The organism is Ensifer aridi (assembly GCF_002078505.1).
GTDB classification, from domain to species: domain Bacteria; phylum Pseudomonadota; class Alphaproteobacteria; order Rhizobiales; family Rhizobiaceae; genus Sinorhizobium; species Sinorhizobium aridi.
On the sequence record NZ_LUAV01000023.1, the window covers coordinates 25,382 to 46,189 of the forward strand.

Genomic DNA, 20,808 nt, shown 5'->3' on the forward strand with positions numbered 1-20,808 from the left:
CAAGACACGATGGCACCGTTGCAGGTGTTACCGTCCAACAATGGTATGGACACCGGGTGGGAGTCTGAAGCGGTCCTGGGTCGCAACAAGGGCAGGGCGGCCTTCCTCCGTGATGCGCCAGACTTCGACGGCCCCGCCCGGTGAAGTGCTTTCGTTTCTGTACCGATTGACGCCGACAAAGACACGGCGCCCGCCGCGATCGAAGGCGAGACCTTGGGGCAGAACCCCTGAGATGGGCCATTCGCCATGAAGTGTCAGCCGTCCGGTTTCGCTGTCCAACTCGTAAAGACTGAGCGAAGCCTGTTCGGTCCAGTCGCGCGAGCCTTTCGGCTTTCCGGTTCCGCGCAGGTTGGATGTCACCAGGAAACGGCCGTCAGGGCTGAAGGCAACCGTCTCAGCTCCCCAGCCCCCGAGAGTGATATGCGGTACCGTATGCCGAGCCGTGTCGCCGCGCGCGCCGACATTGGCAAGCCTAACGGTCGTCAAGATCCCCTCCCGCACACCGTAAAAGCCGTCGGTATCGACGCCCCATTGAACGTCCGACGTCACGTAGTAGCGACCATCGGGTGAAAAGCGACCAACGAAAGGAAACTTGTTAGTGTGGACGCGATTGCCCCAGGGTTGGACCTCCGAGACGGTGCCGTCTTGACCGCGCACTACCTCATAGAAGGCGACTTGGTTTCGATCCACTAGGTTGACCGCTATGTACCGGCCGCTAGGATGCCACTGTACCCAGGTCGATTTCAGGGAAATGAACCCGGTGGACGGTTCGAGTTGGGGGCTGAAGCTGGCAACCGGGCCGAAGCGGCCGTCTTTCAGCGGAACGAAAGCAAGTTCGCGGCCGGGATCGACGGTTATGGCGGCGATCAGATCACCGGATGGGCTGACCTGAATCGCTTGTGGCTGAGTGCCAATGCGTACGCTGTCCACGATCGCCGAGCGAGCGCCATCAAGGCTGACCGAACGGATCGTGTCGCCCTGCGGCAGTTCTTCGAGGCGAGTTGCGCCCTCCGGACGCTGGCGGAAGGTCTCTGCGACGAATGCATAGAGGCCATCCGGAGAAAGATCGAGCGCCCCAGGCGGGCCATAGTTTGAGTTCGATATCTCTATAGCCGTCACGAACGGCGCCTCGTTCGGTGGTGACGTGATGATGGACAGCGTATCCCGGTGCTCGGCATTATGAGGACCCAGTTCACCGGTCTCGTAGACGGTTGGCACCATATCGGTATCCGAGAGAACAAGGACCGTCTCGGCTTTGGTTGGGGAAGTCTGGGCAAGTGCGAGGCTCGTCGTCAGTACCATCGCCAGCCCGGCGATGCGCAAGTGGGTTTGCATCAATCTACCTCCAGTTGATCACGACGATCATTCCTCCCATTGCAGGCTTCAGTCGTCCAATCGATATTGGACATTCTGACATTGCCGGCGGTAATATTGTTCTCCCGCTTTTTGGAAGCCCTCAATGAACCTCGCCTCAGTTGACCTGAACTTACTCGTCGCGTTCGACGCATTGCTCGGCGAAGGGAGCGTGAGCGCCGCGGCGGCGCGTATCGGCCTCAGCCAGCCCGCCATGAGCAAGCGGCTGGCGCATCTGCGACATCTTTTTGCCGATGATCTGTTTGTCCGCAGTGCCGATGGCATGCGACCGACGGAGAGGGCATTAGACCTTGCTGATCCGATCCGCGCGGCGCTGCGCCAGATTGAAGACGCGTTGGGCGGCCTTGGGCAATTTTCGCCGGCGCGCTCGGAACGGGTTTTCAGGATCGCGACGACGGATCACGTTGCGGCTAGTCTAATACCTGAGCTGATGGCTACTTTGCGGAGCAATGCGCCAAAAACCTCCATCATCCTGCGAAGTCTTCATCGCCAGGAAGTGGTAGATCAGCTCGAGAAGGGCTCGGTCGATCTTGCAATTACCATTTTGCCGGATGCGCCGACCAGCATAAAGCGGTTAAATCTCTTTCACGTTGACTGGGTTTCGGTCGTGTCGGCCTCGCACCCAGAAATTCGCGATGAGCTGACGCTAGATCTTTACCTGAAATATCCCCACATCGTCGTCACCCATGTGGGCGATCTCAAGGGCTATATCGATCGGATGCTGGATGACCGCAACCTGAAGCGAAGCGTTGTGATGAGCCTGCCCTACGCATTGGCCGTACCAGCGATTATCGCGAGCACCGACATGATCTGCACCTTGTCAGCCAATCTGATCGGTCTGGCCGGCTGGCCCGGCGTGCGATCTTTCCCAGTGCCTTTCGAGTATTCCGGCTACGAAGAAACCATGCTCTGGCATCGGCGGAACGACAGCGACCCCGGTCATCTGTGGCTGAGACGCACGCTGCTGCAGGTGAGTGAAAACGTGGGTGCTACGACCACTGATCGACGAGCCGGCGCGGCCTAGGTTGCCCTCGACACAAGCTTTCCCGCTGCCGGTCCGCACCCGAGCCCGCTCTTGTCGGAGAACGCTTTCTTGCGTTTCTGCCAGTTAACCACACCTCGAAGATGCAACGGTCTAGCTATTTTTTGCTACTTTGAGATGCGCCGGCCCGGTGGCATCATTGCAATGTCGCCGGGAAATTGCTGCCCGGCACCATCGCCCTCGCTGCAACCGGCCCCCGCCGAAACAGCGGCTTGGTAGGGCGAAAAGAAAGCCTCGGCAGTGCCCGCCGGGGCTTTTTCGTGCCCCCTGTCTGCCGGTTGATTCGCACCACCAACTTTCTCCTTGCGCCCTTGGTCGCCGAATCGACGAGGCCCGCCTGGGCGGGGAAACCGCGTCGCATTTATCGGCACCGGAGAGACAACGGCGGCAGAAGGATCCCTGATGGGAGGAACGCAAATGAGGCCGGGAACGACCACTGGCCTCTACATCGTATGCCTCGACTTTCCGGGCAGATACACATGCCGCTGCAGACCGTCTTTATGGCGGCGAGGGCGGAACTGAAACCTCACCAGGGGTGCTGGTCGCCGATCGCATCGAGCCGATCCGGGCCGAACTCGCTGCGCCAGCCGTCCTGTTCGCGCTCGCCAAAGGAACAGGCGAATTGCTGAGGATGAGGTCGGACCTGTCGGCACGCGTAGACCGACTACTTCACCTCACAACTCCCGCGTAGGCTCCAGCGCGTAATATCATCGGCGGGGACCCCGCCACCACGCCCCATCATTGCCTATCCGGATATATGCGCTTTCCTTGGCGGGGGGTCCCCTGTCACTCGACCGTGGTTATCTAAGGCGCGTTTCCATGCTCAAAAAGGCTCGAGTAGCATCGGCTGGCAGGGTTGGGACTGCCATGGCGGCACGCGGGAATTCATTGCGAGTATTTTCGCAGCCTCTGGTTACCCAGGAGTTGGCGAAGCGAGGCCTTTGACATCGGCTTCGATAGGAGGAACCCTTGGAGTTCGTCACAGCCAAGATCGCGCAGGATTTCGCTTTGCTGCTGTGTCTCCACGCCTTCGGCAGTCGTGCGCAGCCCCTTCGCCTGTGCGACACCGATGATGGATTGCACGATCGCCACGCCACCACCGTTCTCGTCGCATGCACCTACGAAGGAGCGATCGATCTTGATCCGGTCCACCTCCAGGCGCTGCAATCTGCCCAACGAAGAAAAGCCCGTGCCAAAATCGTCGAGGGCGAAGCGCACTCCGAACTCCCGCAGCGCCGCGATGTTCTTTTCGCAGACGCCGGCTTCGTCGAGGAGAGCCGTTTCGGTGATCTCAAGCTCCAATCTTGAAGGCTCGATGCCGAACTGGCCCAAGAGGGAGAGCACCTGGGCGGCGTAATGGTGCTGGCCAAGCTCGACCGCAGAGACGTTCACAGCAATGCCAATGTGAGGAAACTCGCGCGCGGTCGAACAGGCATCCTTCAACACCAGGGCGCCCAACCGATCGACCAGCCCGGATGCCTCGGCAAGCGGAACGAAGACATCCGGAGCTATGGTGCCTTTGCTCGGGTGGCGCCAGCGAATGAGCGCCTCGAGCGAACTGATCTCGTGGGACGTCGCCGCATAAACCGGCTGGTAGAAGACCTCTAGCTGATCATCGGCGTCGAGCGCGGCTCGCAGATCGTGTTCCAGTTCCCGCCTCGTCCTGATCAACTCGTCCATGTGCGGGCCAAAGATCGCATAGCGGTTCCGTCCGGCCGATTTGGCGTGATAAAGCGCGATGTCGGCTTTTCGCGTGATGTCGACCGGATCAGCGTCATTCCCGCTCGCGACTGCCACGCCAATCGATAGGCCGATCAGAACAATCTGTCCGTCTATCTCGAAAGGCTTGCGGATCGCAGCGATCAAAGAATCGCAGAGTTTCTCTACCTCCTCCTGCTGCGTATGCTTCAGCGCAATCGTAAACTCGTCACCACCGAGCCTGGCGATGATGTCGGCCGTCGCGGCGGTTTCCATCAGGCGCCGCGCCACGTCGACCAACAACCGATCGCCGATCGGGTGGCCAAGCGTATCGTTGACCTGCTTGAAGCGATCGAGATCGAGGTAAAGAAGAGCATTGGTTTGATCCGTTGCAGACATCCGGACAATCCGCGCCAGAAGCTGATTGAAGGAGACGCGGTTGGCGAGCCCAGTCAAAGGATCGTGTAAGGCCATGTGTTTCAGCTGTGCCTGACTTTCCCTGAGGCGCATCGAGCGCTTGCGCACCACAAGCGTCAGCACGCTCGTGAGGGCGAGGAGGCACAAGGCGGAGACCACGAGGGCCGGCTTGATGGCTTTGAGGACATCGGCGCCGGGGCGGAACGGGAGCCACGAAAAGTATCCTATCGTCTCCCCCGAGCGCGAAACGATTGGCGCATACGAGCGCACCTTGCCAAGATCGGCCGCAGCAGAGAACCGCAAATCGTCGAAGAGATATTCCTCGCCAGTTCGAGTCAGGAAATCGCCGTCGAGGAACCGGACCGCTACGTGCAAGAATTCGCGGCCAGGCTGCTGCTCGATTTTCCCGGTGTCGGATACAATCGGCTTTACGCTCACAATCGCCGGACGGCCATCAATGCGAACGAGGTCACTCTCCCCGATCGAGAGTATCTGGTCGCTTGTGCCGGTCTCATCTTGCGCCGAGAGCCTCTTTTGCAGCGCGTCGATCAACGGCAGTGCTGCCGGCGCAATTTTGTTGAAGGCGTTGCTTTCATTCGGCTCGCCGACAAGGAATGCATAAAGCGGCTGGCGATCCGGACTGATGACGAATGCGCCGTCATGTCCGAAATAGCTGTGCATCCAGCTGCCCAGATTGGAGTCCACCCACTCGCGATCCCACCTCTGCGATACCATCCGCACGGCATCGTCCCAGACCGTCGCACTCTCCTGATCGTGGGCGATGCTTCCTTGCATCTTGGAAATGACAAGTTCAACAAGCTGCTGTTGGCGGGCGGTCGCCACGGCGTCGGATTGCTCTGCTGACCAATGGATGACCACGTATATGCCACCCATCAGGGCCATAGCGATCATCAAAGGCAGCACCGATCTGAAAAGAACCACGACTTTGCCGGCCAGAAATTTCATTGAAGCTCCTCCCGGTCGCATCCTATCGGGCCAGCCTTAACGCTTTCGGAACCGCACAAGCTTCCGCCGGTTGTGGAATTCCGGGAGCATCACGGCTGAGAGTTGAATTTTGAGGAGGCAAGAAATTTTGCAGCTCCGCCTCATTGGTCATCTCTGTTTAGGTACACGCTGCTCCTGATCGCGATCCCCGATTTGTTCAACCATGCTAAGGAACGCGCGCCTCACCCTCTCATCGGCGATCCGGTGAAAAGACCGGTTGAGAGTGATGCCCATAGGACTGGTGAGAAACTCCACCAAGGCGCGATCGGGCTCGCAATCTGGGGCCTGCCCTTTATCCTGTGCGGGGGCTTCACTGAAGAAGTATGACAATCGAACGTCGAGTGCGTCCGCAATAGCCTGGAGCCGACCTGCGCCGACCTTGCTGCGGCCATTCTCGTATCTTTGTATCTGTTGATATGTAACGCCGACCGCCTTTGCGAGCCCGGTCTGTGTCATACAAACAAACAGCCGTCGCGCTCGAACTCTTCGGCCGACCTCAGCATCAATCGGGTCTGGCTTTCTTTTCTCCAGCAGACGGCCGAACAATCAGTTCTCCCTGAAAAAAGTGGATCGAACCAGACAATTTGAGGCGCTAGCAGGTCCGCTCTTTGCTTCAGCTTGTCGAGAAACGGAGATGCGGACGCGGAGCGTTGCCGCCCAACGGGCTGTTTCTATAGCGCGGAAACCGTTGTGGCGCGTCAGACCTTTGGCCGCCTAATCACACAGCTGATATCAGACTAAGGTCCGGTTGAGACAGGGGGAGTTGGGCACGCGAGCCTTGTCATCGTATTCCTGCGACGCATGCCTTTACGGCGCCAGTTTGCTCGCGCATGTGGCGGATCGTGTCTATCGCGCGGTCAGAGAGCCGGCTTATCTCATAGTGTATCAGCTGGTCGGACTCATTTGCCGCCCTAATCAGCTCTTGGATGAAACATCGTGCTGTGCAGCAAGCTGCTCGTGGATTGGTGGCCTTCGATAGTGCGAGCATTCGGGCACAGCCCTCGCCAGAACTCGCCCAACTAGTAGCTGGGCGCTCAGGCCTCAAGCCAACCTACGTGCTCGCGCTTCGCCAGCTTCAGGAAAAGTGCAATCCAGAAGCGGTACTCTGGCGAGTCTACACGGCAGAACGCCTCAAGAGCGCAGTAGGCGACGGCTGCGGATCCGTACAGCTGCTCCTGAACGAGCCGCTGGCAGAGAACGTCGTAGCGTTTTCAGATAGGACGCTCCCTGGAACTCCTTGAACAAGGGGAAATGCGGCGAACGATCTGTCACCGGCCGACGGGACTCCGGCGCATCCTCCACCATCATCATCCATCCGATGAACGGTCGGGGATGTTTGCCGAAAGCGCCTTCGCGATAAGCCGTCCACAGATCATGTGCCGTTCCGATTGCTTCTTCTGTGCGGTTGTTGAAGTTGTTCCCGAAGGATGGCCCCACTTGACTCTTAAGCTCGATCGCCGCCACAAGCCGCTTGTCATGCATGACCAGCACGTCCCAGAGCTTCGTCCGCCGGAAATACCCCGGCAGGGTCAACACCGCGACGGACACTAGGATGAGGAACAAACCTGCGGTCAAAGTTAGCCTTTGGAAGCAATTCGCGCGCGGTCTGCGCCAGACAAAGGCGGTGGCAAGGGCGACCGTCGGTAGAATACTCGCGGGCGCGAGCAGGGAAATTACGCTGGTCTTCGGAAGCAGGATCGCATTGAGGCACAGCGTCAACAAATCCAACAATGCCACCCTGTCATCCAGGCGCGGACGATCTTTGCCGTTCGCGACCACGAACGCTGCTGAAATAGGCGTTCAAGCTCACCTTTGAGGCGGATATTACGCGGACGGCGGGCAGACCGCTCAAAGTGGAAACCGGCTTTTAGGACGACGTCGCCGCATCAGGTTCACCGGACTCGTCGAAACCACTCTCGCTTTTGAACGGCCCTGATCTCATTGATATCGAAGTCCACTGTGACTAGCTCTTGCTGCTTGCCGCCCATGACAAGAACCTTGCCCAATGGATCGACGGCGAAAGAACGCCCATCGTCTTTCGGTACCGGATAATTGGCCACAGCTATTCCCGCGGCGGACTGGAAGGCCAGTGCGCGCACCCCCGCCACGCGCACGTCCCCTACGGTTGGATCATCCATGAGCGGGCAACTGTTCGGAACGAGGATAATCTCCGCGCCGTCCCGAACGAGGTCCGATGCTACATCGGGAAACTCCCGATCCATGCAAATCATTATGCCGATCGCGACGTCGCCCACTTTCGTCTTCAGCTTTGCTACTCTTGAGCCTTCGCCTGGGGCACAAGCCTCTTCCGGGACGTCGAAGAAGCAAATATGTCGCTTGCGCTGGTGGAGGACGATCTCGCCGCTGGCGTCGATCAGTACGGCCGCGTTGAATGGTTTGGCCTCTCCGCGCTCCAGGAACGTCGCCACGACCGCGAGACCATTGTTGCGTGCAGCCTGTCGAAATCTATCCAGGTAAGGACCGTCAAGTGGTACTGCCGCGTCGATCCAAGCCTGCCGGGACACAGCACTCTCGGAATCAAAGCGACTGTACCCATTTGAAAACATCTCCGGAAATAGGATTACGGCGGCGCCTTTATCCGCGGCAGATGCGCAAATCTCATCGATATTTATGTCGTTCATCATCTGCGCCAGCGCGATTCGAAGGGAAGTGCTTGCCAACTCCTATTCCTCCTGATGCTGTTGCTCGGGCATGCTGTGATAATCATCGGTGGGAGTTAGGCAGCCTGATCTTGCAGGGGCGTCGTCGTCTGCCAGTTTCACGGGAGCAGGTCCTCCGGATTTCGCGAACGGTCGCGCTGGCCCTGCCGCCGCGCTGTCATTCAAAGAAGGTAGACTTGCCGTTGTGAGGGTCCATGGTGCGATACCGTTTGACTGGGGTTTGGGAGACCGCCTGTATGGCCCTCCTAACGCGCCGGGGAAGCAGAGGTATTCGGCGCCGCATCGCGGAAGGCAAGTTCAAGATGAGCGGCAGAGACAGCATTCCAATCCAGATCCTCGCCCACGAACTCGGAAGAAGATTCTGCAAAACTGCTGGGCCGATGGAGCGGCTCTGGGTGACCAATTCGCCAAGCGCGTTCTGGTAGTTTAGCAGACCGCGCCGATGGTCTCCCATGGCCTCGGCCAACTCTCCCGCAAGTATGTACGCTCCAAGCACCGCCAAGCTCGTGCCGCCGCCCACTGCCGGCGCGGGGCCGTAACCCGCGTCCCCGACGAGCGCGATGCGTCCCCGGAACCAATTCGGCATGGTGATTTGGCTGAGTGCTTCGAAATAAAACCCCTTTCCACGGTCCAGCCGATCCAACAGGTGTGGCACGTCCCATGATTCTCCCGAAAAGGTCTCTTGCAAGACCCGCATTTGCCCGCCGAGATCGTCGTGGTGAAGGTTCAACGGCTTGGGCGATCGAAAGAGAAATGCGACCGCGATTTCGTTGCACTGACGAACTGGGTAGAGGACGACGGTCTTGTTTGGCACCACATAGCGATATACGCGCCCCTGAAGCTCGCGATAGGCTGGAATCGTGCACCCACCGATGTAACCACCGAGGTAGTGACTAAACCGCGCCTCCTCACCGAAGGCGATACGCCTAACGTTCGAGTGTTGGCCGTCGGCTCCGACTACGAGCGCAAAATCGCGTGAGCCACCCCTTTCGAAGGTGACCGTCAGTCCGTCCGCATGTCCATCAATGCTGCTTATCGAGTTGTCAAAAATGAAATCGACGCGCGCGCTTATGCTTTGCTCGAGAACCGACACGAGTTCACCACGCATAATCTCAATCTGCCTTGAGGCGAACTCGCGAGAGATCCGAGCAAGATCGATCTCCCTCGGTCGCAAGCCGGGCGCGATCATTACGCCCCGATCGTTTCGGGTGCGCTGGCGCTCGAGCTGGGCGAGCAGTCCCATCCATTCCAGGATGTCGACCGCCGAGCCCCAGAGGTCGACCGCATGGCCACCGGTTCGCAATTCAGCGGACCTCTCGATAATGGTCGGCCTGAAGCCGTAACGCTCAAGCCACCAAGCGAGGACAAGCCCGGCAACTCCCGAGCCGGAAATGAGGATGTCTCTTTCTCTCATTGACCCACAGTTCCTCGTCACCTCCCTGTTGGTGCAACACGTTGCCTCTCTTTGAAGCTGATGCACTGAGCCGGCGCGAACATATTGCGTTCAGGCGTTGGTCACTCTATGGTACGGTACCGTACCGTATTAGCGAACGCAACGCAAATTCATCTTGGGGCAATTTGCATGAAACGAATGAGGAAAGGCGCAGCAGCGGCCGCGGCTGCATTTCTGGTGGTCGGGACCGGGGTATATTTCGGAGGCACGTGGTGGGAAAACCCCCGTAGGCGCGAACGGACGGACAACGCCTATGTCCGTGCAGATATCACCGCAATCAGTCCCAAAATCGCCGGCCACGTAACAGAGGTTCTGGTCGACGATAACCAGATCGTCGAGGCCGGCACAATTCTGTTGCGAATAGACGACGATGACTATCTGGCCCAACGTGACCGCGCCGCTGCGGCCGTCGCGCAAGCCGAAGCGGCCGCACAGAATCTTTCACGCCGCAAGAGCCTCCAGCAAGCCAATATCCGCGAAGCGGAAGCAATGATCGACGTTGCCCGCGCGGATCTCGAGCTTTCGCGCCGGGAACTGGCGCGCGCCACACGCTTGGTTGACCAAGGATGGACGGCACAGCGAAACCACGACACCGCCGTGGCAAAAGCCCAGAGTGCTCGCGCTACGCTCGTTCGCGTCGAGGCGGCTGCGGCGGCTGCTCGCGAGCAGCTGCGGGTGCTCGACTCGGAATCTCCTCAGATCATGGCCCGTCTTCAGGAAGCGCGCGCGAACCTGCGGCTCGCGCAAAATGCCCTGTCAGAAACGGTCGTAAGGGCACCGGTCTCCGGAGTTGTCGGCAATCGGCGAGCCCGTGAGGGCGAGTATGTGAAGCCGGGCAGCCTTCTCCTGTCTGTGGTGCCGCTGGACGGTGTCTGGATCGTGGCCAACTTCAAAGAGACACAGCTTGCTCGCATAGCGCCTGGCCAACGAGCGGAAATCCGCGTCGACGGCTACTCATCTACACCGATCGAAGGACGCGTTGACAGCTTGGCGCCAGCAAGTGGCGCGGCTTTCAGCCTTTTGCCACCGGACAATGCGACCGGGAATTTCATCAAGGTCGTTCAGCGAGTGCCCGTCAAGATTCGCCTCCAGCCTGGCCACGCGCTCTACGGTCGTCTCGTCCCGGGGTTGTCAGTGGACGTGGCCATTAATGTTGCGTCCAGTCCTGAGTTGCCGTCCTCCAGCGGCAGTAGGCTCATCGGTGAACCTGCCAGGTTTCGCACCGCCAGGAGCGAACCATGACCGAGTTCGCTGCGTTTTCGGCTGTGCGACCAGACGTTCGCTCGCCAAGAACTGCCCTTACACCGTGGCTGATCCTTGCTTTCCTGTCGATTGCGGCGACCATGGATGCCGTCAACAGCACCGTGCTCGTCGTCACCCGCGGCCACCTCATGGGAGGCACCCATGCGACGCAGGATGAGATTGCCTGGGTCAACATGGCCTACGTGGCCGCTAAGCTGGCCGCGCTGCCGGTGGCCGCCTGGATGATGCCGCGTGCATCGTCTTCGCACATGCTAGGGGGCGCAGTTGCGACGCTCATCGCCACTTCCCTTGGATGTTCGACCACGGACAGCGTCGACTTGCTCGTATGCTGGCGCGCCATTCAGGGCGCAGCCGGTGCGGTTTTGCTCGTCGTCGGCCAATCGCTACTTTTTGCGATTTTCCCACGATCCCGTCAGGGGATAGCCCAGGCCATATTCGCCTTCGCGACGATCATGGCGCCAACCACCCTCACTCCGGCGCTACAGGGTTGGATCGCCGATGCGCACTCTTGGTCATGGATTTTCGTCGCCAATGTGCCCCTCGGCTTGATGGGCCTGTTTTCGGCCTTTCTCACGAGAGATATCGGTGGTCGAGGGCACCCCCCCGGTCGCTTCGATTGGGCGGGGGGTGCGGCACTCGCCGTCTTCACGACCTGCTTCGTCTTCGTCACGCAAGAGGGCAGCCGACATAACTGGTTCGATGAGCCGGAAGTCGTGGCGTATTTTGCCGTCGGATTGGCGGCGGCACTCTGCTTCATGGCATGGGAATTCAGGCTGCAGGGCCGAGGTGCCTTGGTCGATTTCGGCGTCTTTCGGGACGAGCACTTCGCCTTCGGCTTCGTTGTCAGTTTCGTCGCCGGCTGTGCTCTCTTCGGGAGCGCTTTCATCATTCCGGCCTTCGCCATCGGCGTGCTCGAATTCACGCCCGCCTATGCCGGTCTTGTGCTTTTGCCGAGTGGGGCGCTTGTCTGCATCGGACTACTTGCGGCAGGTGGGCTGATCGATGCAAAGGGTCTCGACCCGGCCAAGCCGATCCCGCTCGGCATTCTCTGCTTCATGGCCGCGATGTGGCTATTGTCGGGGTCGACATCAGAGAGTGGTCTGCCAGATCTGATTCCGCCCATAATGCTGCGTGGACTGGGACTGGGCCTGCTTTTCGTCTCGCTGACGCTAGTCACGCTGCGGGACCTGGGGCCGGAGACGGTCGCCCAAGGCGTGGCGCTGTTCAACGTTGGCCGCCAGATGGGCGGGCAAATCGGGATCGCTTGGCTTTCGACCACTCTTGATCATCAAAACGCGCATAACCGTATGGTCTTGTCCCACCATTTGGCGCCCGGTGACCTTACGCTTATCGAGCGGCAGGACGCTGTGACCAATTTGCTTGTCTCCCGCGGCTATTCCCCGGAAGAAGCGGTGAGCGCGGCGACTGCGGTCATCCAGAAATCTTTCGCTCAGCAGGTGGCGACGCTCTCCTTTAATGAATGCTTCTTGGCGATTGCGCTATTGTTCGTTGCCGCGGCGCCCGTTCTCATCGCGACGAAACTCATCCTCGGCCGCCTGATGAGCCGGCATTCAGAGCACTCGCAGGAACAACCCGTTTGACAGAGGAGTATACCATTGGGCGAGCGAGCCATTTTTGAGCTCATTGACTGGCTCGCTGGCGAGGAGTGTCACCGAGCGGACGATGCTGGCCTGGCGGAGGGAGTGGGGCAGCGTCTACGGTGGCTCGGGCTGCCGCTCGACCGCCTCACGCTGCATCTGAGAACATTGCACCCGGAGATCCTCGGTCGCAGTGTTGCTTGGTCACCCTCGGAACCCGTCGAGGTTCAAGAACGAGAGCACGGCTTCGATCGTGCTGGTGGTTTTGCAGGAAATCCGATCAGAGATGCGATGGTGACAGGTGAATCCCTGAGCGTGCGTGTCCGCGCTTCGAACCGGCCTCGCTGGGTGGACAGCGATCTCTTCCGCGACCGCGGACTTGTGGAGTTCTATGTCGTGCCTCTCCGCAACACCGACGGCACGGTAAGCGCCGCCTGCTTCGCAACGAAGCGATCACACGGCTTCGTGCGTTCACACAGGGCGGCCATCGATCGCATTGTGCCAGCCCTCCGGAACGCCTGTGAGCTTCGCACGCTGAGGAGGATCGAACTTACCCTTCTCGACACCTACATCGGCGCGAGCCCGGCACGCCGTGTGCTGGCGGGGCGTGTTCGGCGTGGCCAGGTCGAGAAGCTCGAAGCCGCGCTCATGTTGTGCGATTTACGAGGCTTCACAGAGCTCTCCAACCGGTCTTCGGCCGAGCGGGTCCTGGAGCTCCTCAACGCCTATTTCGATGAAGTCGTGCCTGCGATCACACAGTCGGGCGGCGAGGTGATCAAATTCATGGGTGACGCAGTGCTTGCGTTCTTCGACCTGACGGATGCCGCGACCTCTTGCGGTGCTGCTCTTGCAAGCGCATGCGAGGCACTCGAGCGGCTGCGCTGCAGCTCGCTTGGTGGAGCTCGACTCCACGCCGGTATCGCTCTCCACTACGGTCAGGCTGCCTATGGCAACATCGGCGCCAGCCAACGCCTCGATTTCACGCTGATCGGCCCTGACGTCAACCTGGTCAGCCGGATACAGGGGGTCTGCAGTGCGACCGGTCAACGGCTGATCCTATCCGAGCGCTTCGCGCGTCTTCTCGACCCTGGTTCCAGCGCACCGATCGGGCGACATAAGCTTCGGGGATTTCCCGAGCCTGTCATGCTCTACGTGCCGAGCTCTCGCTTCCATTCACCTAAATCTGCGGCCGAACCTTCTTGATGCCGTAGAGGAATACATCTACGGCAGCGCGCACCGAAGAGCGAGCTTCCGCAGCAGTCGGCGGATTGCGAAGCCCGAGAACGACCTTGAGGTGGAGGTCATCGCGGATCATACCGATGAAGTGCTCCGCTAGTTTCGTTGCGGAATGCTTGGGTATACCCCAGGCGTCAGCCCCCTCTTGAAGTATGTGCGCGAGAGCCGCGCTGGCCTTACCCGGACCGTTCTCGAAAAACACCGCCGCTATGTCTGGGAAGCGGGTGCCTTCGCCTACGACTATGCGGTAAAGCTGCAAGGCTTGGGGTGACATGACGACCTCAAGGTAACGGCGTCCCGCATTGCAAAGCGCCGTCTCGAGATTGACGTCGGCGATATCGTCGATGGTGAATCGCCCCATCGCTCGGTTGGTGATCTCCTTGACCACAGCCGTAAAAAGCTGCTCCTTGTTGCCGAAATAGCTGTAGATGGTACGTTTCGAGCCACCCACCTTCGCAATTATCGAGTCCACACTCGCGCCGGAAAATCCCGAACTTAAGAAAACCTCGGTAGCCGCATCCAGAAACTCCTCGCGGCGCGCGTTCCGCCTCTTGATGCGTCCGGGGACGGTGTCTTGAGCTTGACCACGCTCGCCGTGTTTCTGAGCCATTCAAGTTCTTGCTTTCTGCCATACATCTCGGTTGGCCCAATTGGGCGCCGCGTATCGCTGTTTTTATTACGCGCGGCATTGCGAAACAACGGCGATATCGGCAGCCAAACCCACGAAGACGAGATGATCAAATTAGCCCTCAGCTAAGCTCTTCTACGCGAACGCTTCTCGGCATCCAGATCGTTTCCGAAGCCGTAGGCTTCGGCTCAGCTAGCGCACCACGCATCGCTTCCGCGCAAAACCGACTCGCGACCGACCGAGTACAGGTTCCGCTCCCTTATAGACACATTCGCCATGGACACTTTTGAGCCATGCATCGCACGCCAACGGTAATGGCTCGAGAGATTAGCCCGGCAGTGAAAGCCTCCGCGACAGCGCACAGTAGATGGTTCCCGATGTGTGCTGCGAAAACGCATAATGTATCAACGGGAACCGCGTCGAAGACCGCCGTCGTCTTTTCGCCACAGGATGTAGACACTCACCCGTTTCGCTTTATCTGGCAGGCTGGCGGAAGCGACAAATCTCGGGTGAATTGATGCAAGGCGGAAACAAGGCCAGATCGATTTCAGCACTTTTTCGACATTTGTCGACAAAGTGGCCGGCGGCTTTCAACCCCCAGGCTCCGAGGCCGCTGAAATTTGGTATCCATAACGAATTGCGTGACCGTGAATCTGAGCTCTCGGACGAGGAATTAAAGAGGGCCCTGCGGGCCTACACGAAGATAGATAAATACTTGCCGCGATGCGTGTTGGCGCGGTTCGAGTCGACCTCGACGGCAAGCCCTGCGGCATGGTAACGCCTGCCGAAGCAGCCGGCGCGGAGGGCCTACTGCGATCGCGGGCGGCTACAAAAGAGGCTGATCGGTTTTTAAGTACGGACACCGAGGGCGAAGGTGGGGCTGACCGGAACTAGTCAGTAACCGAGCGGCGTTCCAGTCGCGAGGTCAAGCGCACCACCCTGTAGAACGGCCGATGGCCTGATGGCACCGACTGGTTGATCGTTTCTGCTTCGCCAGGCCGAGCGGCCCGGGGTAAGGTCACCTGATCCGTTCCAAGCAGATTTTTAGTGCCCTGATGACGTCGGCCGCGTCTACCAGGGCCTCCCTGACCTCTTCCGCCGAAAGGTCGCGCGCCCGCTCCGACGATATCCGAAGACCGATCAGGACGTCTCGTGCACGATGGGCCTCTACGGCGCCAGTTTGCTCGCGCATGTCGCGGATCGTGTCTATCGCGCGGTCAAACAGCCGGCTTACCTCATAGTGTATCAGCCGGTCCGACTCATTTGCCGCCCTAATCAGCTCTGCGATGAAATCGGTCGTAAGACTCATCGTGCTGCGCAGTAAGCTGCTCCTGGTTTGGTGGCAATTTCCATGGTGCGAGCATTCGGGCGCAGCCCATGGCTTGCCCTCGCCCAACTAATAGCCGGGCGCGCAGGTCTCAAGCCCAACCCACGTGCTTGCGCTTCGCCAGCTTCAGGAAAAGCCCGAACCAGAAGCGGTACTCTGGCGTGTCCACGCCGCGGTACGCCTCAAGAGCGCAGTAGGCGACCGATGTGGCGGCGTCTTTGCCGTGCTCGGCCACCGCTACGTCGACAGCGTCTTCGTCGGTCAGGTCTTGCCAATCGATCATTGGTTTCCCTCCTTCGGCGACGTGCTCATTCGCGGCCCGCCAAGCTCCGGCACCGTCGTCAGCCGAACTTCAGGCCGATCTTCTTGCGAACGGGAGTGGGGGCTTCAGCGGGCAGCGATGCCGGTTTCTTTCCAAGCCCCGTCGCGCGTGCGAGTTCCGAGCGCTGTCGGGCATAGTTCGGAGCTGTCATCGGGTAGTCGGCTGGGAGCTTCCACTTTTCGCGATACTGCTCCGGCGTCAGACCGTAGCTCGCCATGAGGTGGCGCCTCAGCGATTTGAATTTCTTGCCATCCTCCAGGCAGATGATGAAGTCGTCCGTCACGGATTTCTTGATCGGGACGGCGGGGCGTTGCTCCTCGATGTTAGGCTGGGTTCTGGATGATCGAGAACTCCCATCCAGCGAGTCGTAGGTTTGCTGGATAAGATGGGGGAGCTCGCCGGCGGGGATGATATTGCGGCTCAAATAGGCGGACACAATGCGGCTGGTGAGCTCAAGTCTCCGTTCATTTATCTGTGCGCGCGATTCCGTCAATGTTCTTCTCCGCAGCATGTACCAACTGTAATCCGGCCACGTAATGGGCAGGTATTTCGGTCGGAAGGAAGGCGGTGTGAGAGAAAGGCAATGCTTATCGACAGTTTTTTGACGTCCTTTGTTCTTCATTTCCGACGCCCTTGCGGACTGGAGCCACAGAAGGCTCTCGAGTTTCTGTCCTGATGACTGTTCGGTTCTCTCAAGTTTATCGTCATCCTTTCGTGGCGCGGCGGGTAAACAGCGAACTTCAGAGATCAAGAGCGCGGCTGGGGCTTGTAACCGCGCGCTCGCTTCTGGCGAGCCAAGACAAGGAAGTGTCCGATCGCCTGACGCTCATCCTTAAACAGATCAACGCGCTCTTTGCCACGAGTGCCGATCCGGCCCCAATGGCGGACGAGCGAAGCGCCGCCGAAGAGATCCGGCTCGATCGAGATTGTGTAATAGCGCGCCATGTTCTTGGTCGCGTCAATTCGCTGAACATGCAGGCGGAACCAGTGCTGGGTCATGCCTGCGAGCTTGGCCGGTCGAGGATTCGCGGTCCAATGACATTTATGAATCGATCATCGCTGACCGATTCGAGAATTTGATGCGACGCTCGAGCGTCGGCGGCACTGGCAAGCATTGCAACAAAGCGCGAATTTCGGATCGACACTTTGGCTGTGCCCGTTGTTTAGCTGTGCCCGTTGTGCATAGCGCGTTCTGGTCAAGCGGGCGCCTGCAAAGGCAGCCCTGAACAGAAGAGTCCCGCCCCACCCCCGTTTTTCCACTCCGCCCCCTTGGGCGGAGCGAAGCAGGCGGAGGCCTGAACGCGCTTTCACGTAGCGCCGAAGAGAAGGCCGGAGCCTGTGGTAAACGGGAGTGGGGCGGCTGCCGTTTTTCTTTTGGCCGGCGCCGACCATCTTGCAGGACGGCCGCTTAGCTGCCTTCGCTCATGCTGGTGGCAACAGCTTCCGCCGCTTGTTCGGCTGGCATCATGCGGTTCAGAAGCCGGATCAGATCGCGCATGGTGTCGGGCGGCAATCGATCGATAAGCTTCATCAATGTTCGGCGATCTTCTGCTTCCTCCGGCGACTTGCCCCACAAGTGCGGCGCTGTGTCAAAGATCATATCGAGGGGCATAAAGCCCATGATCTCACAGAGATGAATCAGCCGCGGGACCGACATCCGAGCTTCTGAGCCCCGCTCGTACCTGCTGTAAACAGATACCGAGAGTCCCAGCAAATGCGCCAAATCGGCGCGGGAGATGCCTTTGGCCTCGCGCGTTTTCTTGAGCCAGGCGGAGATCTTTTCATCCATCTCCTTTGCAGTAAGGGTGCCGTCGAAACCCGACTGGCGGAAGACTGGCCTGTCAAATTCCGGATCGGCTACTTCAACCAAACCTCGCGCGCTCATTAAGCTGACTGCATCCGTCACTCGACCTTACCTTTTTTTGTAGATACTGCCCCTCAGCGACCACTATGCACCACATTGAAGTATTTTGGAGTGCATTCTCCGGAGAATCACAGCAATTTTCCCTAACTTTTTGGGGGAAATCGCGGTTGCGAGCTCATTGAGGCGATGGATCAAAATGCTTCAGGACGCGCCCGAGCATTCGGGCAATAAACTTCGCGCTTAGAATGGCGAAGCAGCCGTGAAAAGCCCTTTAACGATTCTTCGCGGCTATCATCTTCCAGTCGCCGTCTTTGCCTTGAAAGAGCGCCTCAATTTGAGTTTCGCCGGTGATCCACCTGAGCGGCGCGGAAAGCTCGCAAGCGATCTCCGTGTCTGCAATTCGAATGCAGCGGTTGACGATCACTTTTGAGCCGTTGCCATGCTTACTTAGATCCCATTTGGATAGTCCGAAGAGCCGGGCCTTGGCCTGATCGTCTGTCGGCCACGTAGCCTTTTCGGGTACGGCTCTCAGAATATTCAATTGAGGCAAATTGCTTTCTGAAAAGTTCCCCATACCGGCTGTCGGGCGGCCGAGATGGGGAGCAATATACACGCCGAGGACGCAGCCGACGGCTGCGCCAAGAAGGAAGCCGCGGCCTAACATCGATCAGTAGCCGTTATCCTTGAGGAACTGGTCGATCGCGGCCTTCATGATGACCGTCATCTTCACGTCGTTCTCAATGGCGGCCTTTTGCAGCCGCACCTTCGTGTCGTAATCGAGCGGGCAGTTGACGTAGTGCTTGGATTCCCGATCGCGCGCCCTCTTCAGGTCGCGCAAGCGAACTCTCGAATCCTCTCGCTGCAATGCTCTCGTGGTGGCCCGTTCGCGCCGAGCTTCTTGTGTCGGGGCGATCAGACGATTGGCGGGCTGATCAGCCTCAGTGCCGAGCGGTGCGGGCTCTCGAGGCTGATCTGCATTCTTCGTTTCTGTCGACGGCTCAGCCGGATTCGATGCTGAGTCCGCCGGTGACGCAGCTTGCTCAAGTGGGCGGCTGCGACGCGGCGCGACTGCAAAGTCAGAAACGGTCGTTTGACCCTTAGCCATTTGCTGCTACCTCATTCTCGCCCGCCAAAATCGCTTCGATGTCCCGAACCAGGCTCATCACTTCCGCTCTCGCTTTTTTCACCGACTCTGTGAGCTCGAGCATTTGCACGGTGCCATAGCCGTTTCGAATTTCGCGATAGCAATTTCGCTCCATTAGCTCCGTTTTGAGCAGATAGGAGTCGTAGCCGCCTTCCTGCAGGTTCTGAACGAACGGCCTGATCAGGCGGTAAGCTTCCAGCAGCTTCGCCGGCATGGTGATCCTGGTGACGAAGTTGGCGTGGGGGATTAACCGCCCTACCTTGTCGGAAATGTCGGCCGTGTCGGCCGCGGCCTGTCCTGCCGCCTTGATCTCGTCCTGGTTCGGTTGGATCGGTGTCAGCACAATATCGGAGCCGGCGATGATGGTGTCCCTTAGGACGGTGTCCTGGCCCGGCGAGTCGATCAAAACGACGTCGAACTTGTTCGCCTCGTTCTCCAGGAGCTGCTGAACGGTGGTCTGGCGCGCGGCGGTTATGAGCTCGATGTTGGCAGGCAGGTTGTCCTTTGCCTCGCAGCGCTTCCACCATTCCTGCAGATTTTGGCGTCCGTCCGCATCGATGAGAAGCACACGCTTCCCCTGAAGCGCATACTCCCCGGCGATCAAGATTGTTGCTGTTGTCTTCCCAGCCCCACCTTTGCCGCTCACGGCAGAAATGAATAGTGGCAAGCGTTGCAACTCCCTTTGCTGGTCCAAAGTCTTTCCGGCAGTTCGTCGTGGACGTGGACGGAGTTTCCGCGTCTCGTTTGCACACTATGCGAACGATTGCCCGTACGACGTGGAATCATTGCACTACCGTGCCGTGTAGTCAATCGAGCGAACTAAACCACAGCTACAGGATGTGAACAATTATCCGCACAATGTGAAACCATTTCGCAGTCGCCCCATAAACACATAATGTGGAAAGATCGTGCTGCTAACTCGTGTGATATATCGACACGACATTGGCTTGTGACTGCTGGCTGCTTCACTCGACGGCGGTGCGGCGTCAACCCACGCTCCGCCCGATCAGTGAACCCCGGAGCCGCGTAAGGCCGGCTTTGACGCTCGCACGGAAGCCGTAAGGGCGAAGACCGGAGACCGGAGCGTCCCTTGCGGCTGAGTACGAGGAGCAGACAAAGGCCAAACCGGATTTCGGAGGTGAACCCTGGTGAGCGTTCCCTCGTTAAACGACCGGGCAAAGGCCCGGTCCGGAAGGACAAAAGGACGAGCGCAGCTCGAAGTTGTTTCGTTGAATTTCCCCTTACAATTTAGAGAGGCAGGATACGGAAAAATGTGCTACGCCCTTTTCCTGCAATCGAGGGACGAGCCCTCGATCATCTGACGCAAGCGCCAGTAGGGGGCCAACGGCCAAATGGATGAGGGGAAATTCAACGCTCTTCTCGAGCCGACGAAGAAGGATCGCACTTTGCATGTGCGCGTCACGGGTGACGAACATGCGGCGATCGAGAAGGCCGCCGAGGATGCCGACATGACGGTATCCAGCTTTTTCCGGTCGCTGCTTCTGGAGGGGGCGGGGGTTCGGCCGATGTTGACCGGCGATGACCGCCTGGTCATGGCGGCTCTGCTCGAAGACATGCGGATGATCGGGATCAACCTGAATCAAGTCGCGAGGGCGCTCAACAGCGGCCGTGGTGTCCACCCAAGCGAATTGGACATCAACCTTGAGAACGTGCAGCGGATTCAAGCGGCGGTGATGAGCGAGCTGCGTGCTCTGACGCGGCGAGCTGGTTATCAGCGTCGAGGGGAGAAGTAGCC

General features: G+C 59.1%; 20 protein-coding genes and 2 pseudogenes. 6 read left to right on the forward strand and 16 right to left on the reverse strand.

Annotated elements, in window-relative coordinates:
* Nucleotides 1-27 precede the first annotated feature (27 nt).
* Nucleotides 28-1,335 (reverse strand): beta-propeller fold lactonase family protein, encoded by a 1,308-nt coding sequence (locus tag AYK65_RS20735; RefSeq protein WP_081160286.1) that lies wholly within the window; start codon nt 1,333-1,335, stop codon nt 28-30.
* A gap of 124 nt (nt 1,336-1,459) precedes the next feature.
* Between AYK65_RS20735 and AYK65_RS20740 the strand changes: the two genes are divergently transcribed.
* The gene (locus AYK65_RS20740; protein ID WP_081160288.1) at nt 1,460-2,398 is read left to right on the forward strand and encodes a LysR family transcriptional regulator; all 939 of its coding nucleotides are present in this window, start codon (nt 1,460-1,462) and stop codon (nt 2,396-2,398) included.
* Between the two features lie 903 nt (nt 2,399-3,301).
* Here the strand turns inward: AYK65_RS20740 and AYK65_RS20745 are convergent.
* The 6 genes and pseudogenes from AYK65_RS20745 to AYK65_RS20770 all read right to left on the reverse strand — a co-directional run bounded on the left by AYK65_RS20745 (nt 3,302) and on the right by AYK65_RS20770 (nt 9,631).
* Nucleotides 3,302-5,497: a putative bifunctional diguanylate cyclase/phosphodiesterase gene (locus AYK65_RS20745; RefSeq protein ID WP_081160291.1), complete on the reverse strand. Its 2,196-nt coding sequence runs from the start codon at nt 5,495-5,497 to the stop codon at nt 3,302-3,304.
* Between the two features lie 147 nt (nt 5,498-5,644).
* Nucleotides 5,645-6,082, reverse strand: coding sequence for a helix-turn-helix domain-containing protein (locus AYK65_RS20750; RefSeq protein ID WP_244560058.1), 438 nt, complete (start codon nt 6,080-6,082; stop codon nt 5,645-5,647).
* 585 nt (nt 6,083-6,667) lie between these two features.
* Nucleotides 6,668-7,018, reverse strand: coding sequence for a PaeR7I family type II restriction endonuclease (locus AYK65_RS20760; RefSeq protein ID WP_275531682.1), 351 nt, complete (start codon nt 7,016-7,018; stop codon nt 6,668-6,670).
* A gap of 48 nt (nt 7,019-7,066) precedes the next feature.
* Nucleotides 7,067-7,377: pseudogene (locus AYK65_RS33185) on the reverse strand (GGDEF domain-containing protein); the annotation flags it as partial.
* Between the two features lie 51 nt (nt 7,378-7,428).
* Complete coding sequence (locus AYK65_RS20765) at nt 7,429-8,217, reverse strand: carbon-nitrogen hydrolase family protein (RefSeq protein ID WP_081160299.1); 789 nt, start codon at nt 8,215-8,217, stop codon at nt 7,429-7,431.
* A 157-nt stretch (nt 8,218-8,374) separates the two neighbouring features.
* Nucleotides 8,375-9,631: an FAD-dependent monooxygenase gene (locus AYK65_RS20770; RefSeq protein WP_081160301.1), complete on the reverse strand. Its 1,257-nt coding sequence runs from the start codon at nt 9,629-9,631 to the stop codon at nt 8,375-8,377.
* A gap of 108 nt (nt 9,632-9,739) precedes the next feature.
* On the opposite strand from AYK65_RS20770, the gene AYK65_RS20775 reads away from it, so the two are divergent.
* From AYK65_RS20775 to AYK65_RS20785, 3 genes are read left to right on the forward strand one after another with little or no spacing between them, the layout of a single operon-like run.
* Nucleotides 9,740-10,912: an HlyD family secretion protein gene (locus tag AYK65_RS20775; RefSeq protein WP_244560059.1), complete on the forward strand. Its 1,173-nt coding sequence runs from the start codon at nt 9,740-9,742 to the stop codon at nt 10,910-10,912.
* On the forward strand, nt 10,909-12,534 hold the full coding sequence (locus tag AYK65_RS20780) for a DHA2 family efflux MFS transporter permease subunit (RefSeq protein ID WP_081160306.1): 1,626 nt from the start codon (nt 10,909-10,911) through the stop codon (nt 12,532-12,534). The genes AYK65_RS20775 and AYK65_RS20780 overlap by 4 nt, the downstream gene beginning before the upstream one ends.
* A gap of 15 nt (nt 12,535-12,549) precedes the next feature.
* Nucleotides 12,550-13,734, forward strand: a complete 1,185-nt coding sequence (locus tag AYK65_RS20785; protein ID WP_081160309.1) for an adenylate/guanylate cyclase domain-containing protein — start codon at nt 12,550-12,552, stop codon at nt 13,732-13,734.
* On the opposite strand, the gene AYK65_RS20790 is transcribed toward AYK65_RS20785, so the two are convergent.
* Nucleotides 13,709-14,377 carry a TetR/AcrR family transcriptional regulator gene (locus AYK65_RS20790; RefSeq protein ID WP_081160312.1) on the reverse strand — a complete coding sequence of 223 codons (669 nt, stop codon included), beginning with the start codon at nt 14,375-14,377 and terminating at the stop codon, nt 13,709-13,711. The genes AYK65_RS20785 and AYK65_RS20790 overlap by 26 nt on opposite strands.
* A gap of 535 nt (nt 14,378-14,912) precedes the next feature.
* Here AYK65_RS20790 and AYK65_RS20795 point away from each other — a divergent pair.
* Nucleotides 14,913-15,289, forward strand: a pseudogene (locus tag AYK65_RS20795) (ProQ/FINO family protein).
* A 124-nt stretch (nt 15,290-15,413) separates the two neighbouring features.
* Here AYK65_RS20795 and AYK65_RS20800 read toward each other — a convergent pair.
* The 8 genes from AYK65_RS20800 to AYK65_RS20835 all read right to left on the reverse strand — a co-directional run bounded on the left by AYK65_RS20800 (nt 15,414) and on the right by AYK65_RS20835 (nt 19,719).
* Entirely contained in the window at nt 15,414-15,704 is a 291-nt protein-coding gene (locus AYK65_RS20800) for a hypothetical protein (protein WP_081160314.1), read from the reverse strand.
* A gap of 109 nt (nt 15,705-15,813) precedes the next feature.
* Nucleotides 15,814-16,005 carry a hypothetical protein gene (locus AYK65_RS20805; protein ID WP_081160317.1) on the reverse strand — a complete coding sequence of 64 codons (192 nt, stop codon included), beginning with the start codon at nt 16,003-16,005 and terminating at the stop codon, nt 15,814-15,816.
* A gap of 58 nt (nt 16,006-16,063) precedes the next feature.
* The gene (locus AYK65_RS20810) at nt 16,064-16,537 is read right to left on the reverse strand and encodes a Ros/MucR family transcriptional regulator (protein ID WP_081160320.1); all 474 of its coding nucleotides are present in this window, start codon (nt 16,535-16,537) and stop codon (nt 16,064-16,066) included.
* A gap of 254 nt (nt 16,538-16,791) precedes the next feature.
* A complete protein-coding gene (locus AYK65_RS20815) occupies nt 16,792-17,043 on the reverse strand; it encodes a WGR domain-containing protein (protein WP_081160322.1) in 252 nt (83 codons plus the stop codon).
* 409 nt (nt 17,044-17,452) lie between these two features.
* Nucleotides 17,453-17,929 (reverse strand): helix-turn-helix transcriptional regulator, encoded by a 477-nt coding sequence (locus AYK65_RS20820; RefSeq protein WP_081160324.1) that lies wholly within the window; start codon nt 17,927-17,929, stop codon nt 17,453-17,455.
* 250 nt (nt 17,930-18,179) lie between these two features.
* The gene (locus AYK65_RS20825) at nt 18,180-18,572 is read right to left on the reverse strand and encodes a hypothetical protein (RefSeq protein ID WP_081160326.1); all 393 of its coding nucleotides are present in this window, start codon (nt 18,570-18,572) and stop codon (nt 18,180-18,182) included.
* A 3-nt stretch (nt 18,573-18,575) separates the two neighbouring features.
* Nucleotides 18,576-19,013 (reverse strand): hypothetical protein, encoded by a 438-nt coding sequence (locus tag AYK65_RS33190; RefSeq protein ID WP_139793284.1) that lies wholly within the window; start codon nt 19,011-19,013, stop codon nt 18,576-18,578.
* Nucleotides 19,006-19,719, reverse strand: a complete 714-nt coding sequence (locus tag AYK65_RS20835; protein WP_139793291.1) for a ParA family protein — start codon at nt 19,717-19,719, stop codon at nt 19,006-19,008. Before AYK65_RS20835 ends, AYK65_RS33190 begins: the two co-directional genes overlap by 8 nt.
* A 685-nt stretch (nt 19,720-20,404) precedes the next feature.
* On the opposite strand from AYK65_RS20835, the gene AYK65_RS20840 reads away from it, so the two are divergent.
* Nucleotides 20,405-20,806: a plasmid mobilization protein gene (locus AYK65_RS20840; protein ID WP_081160331.1), complete on the forward strand. Its 402-nt coding sequence runs from the start codon at nt 20,405-20,407 to the stop codon at nt 20,804-20,806.
* Nucleotides 20,807-20,808 lie beyond the last annotated feature (2 nt).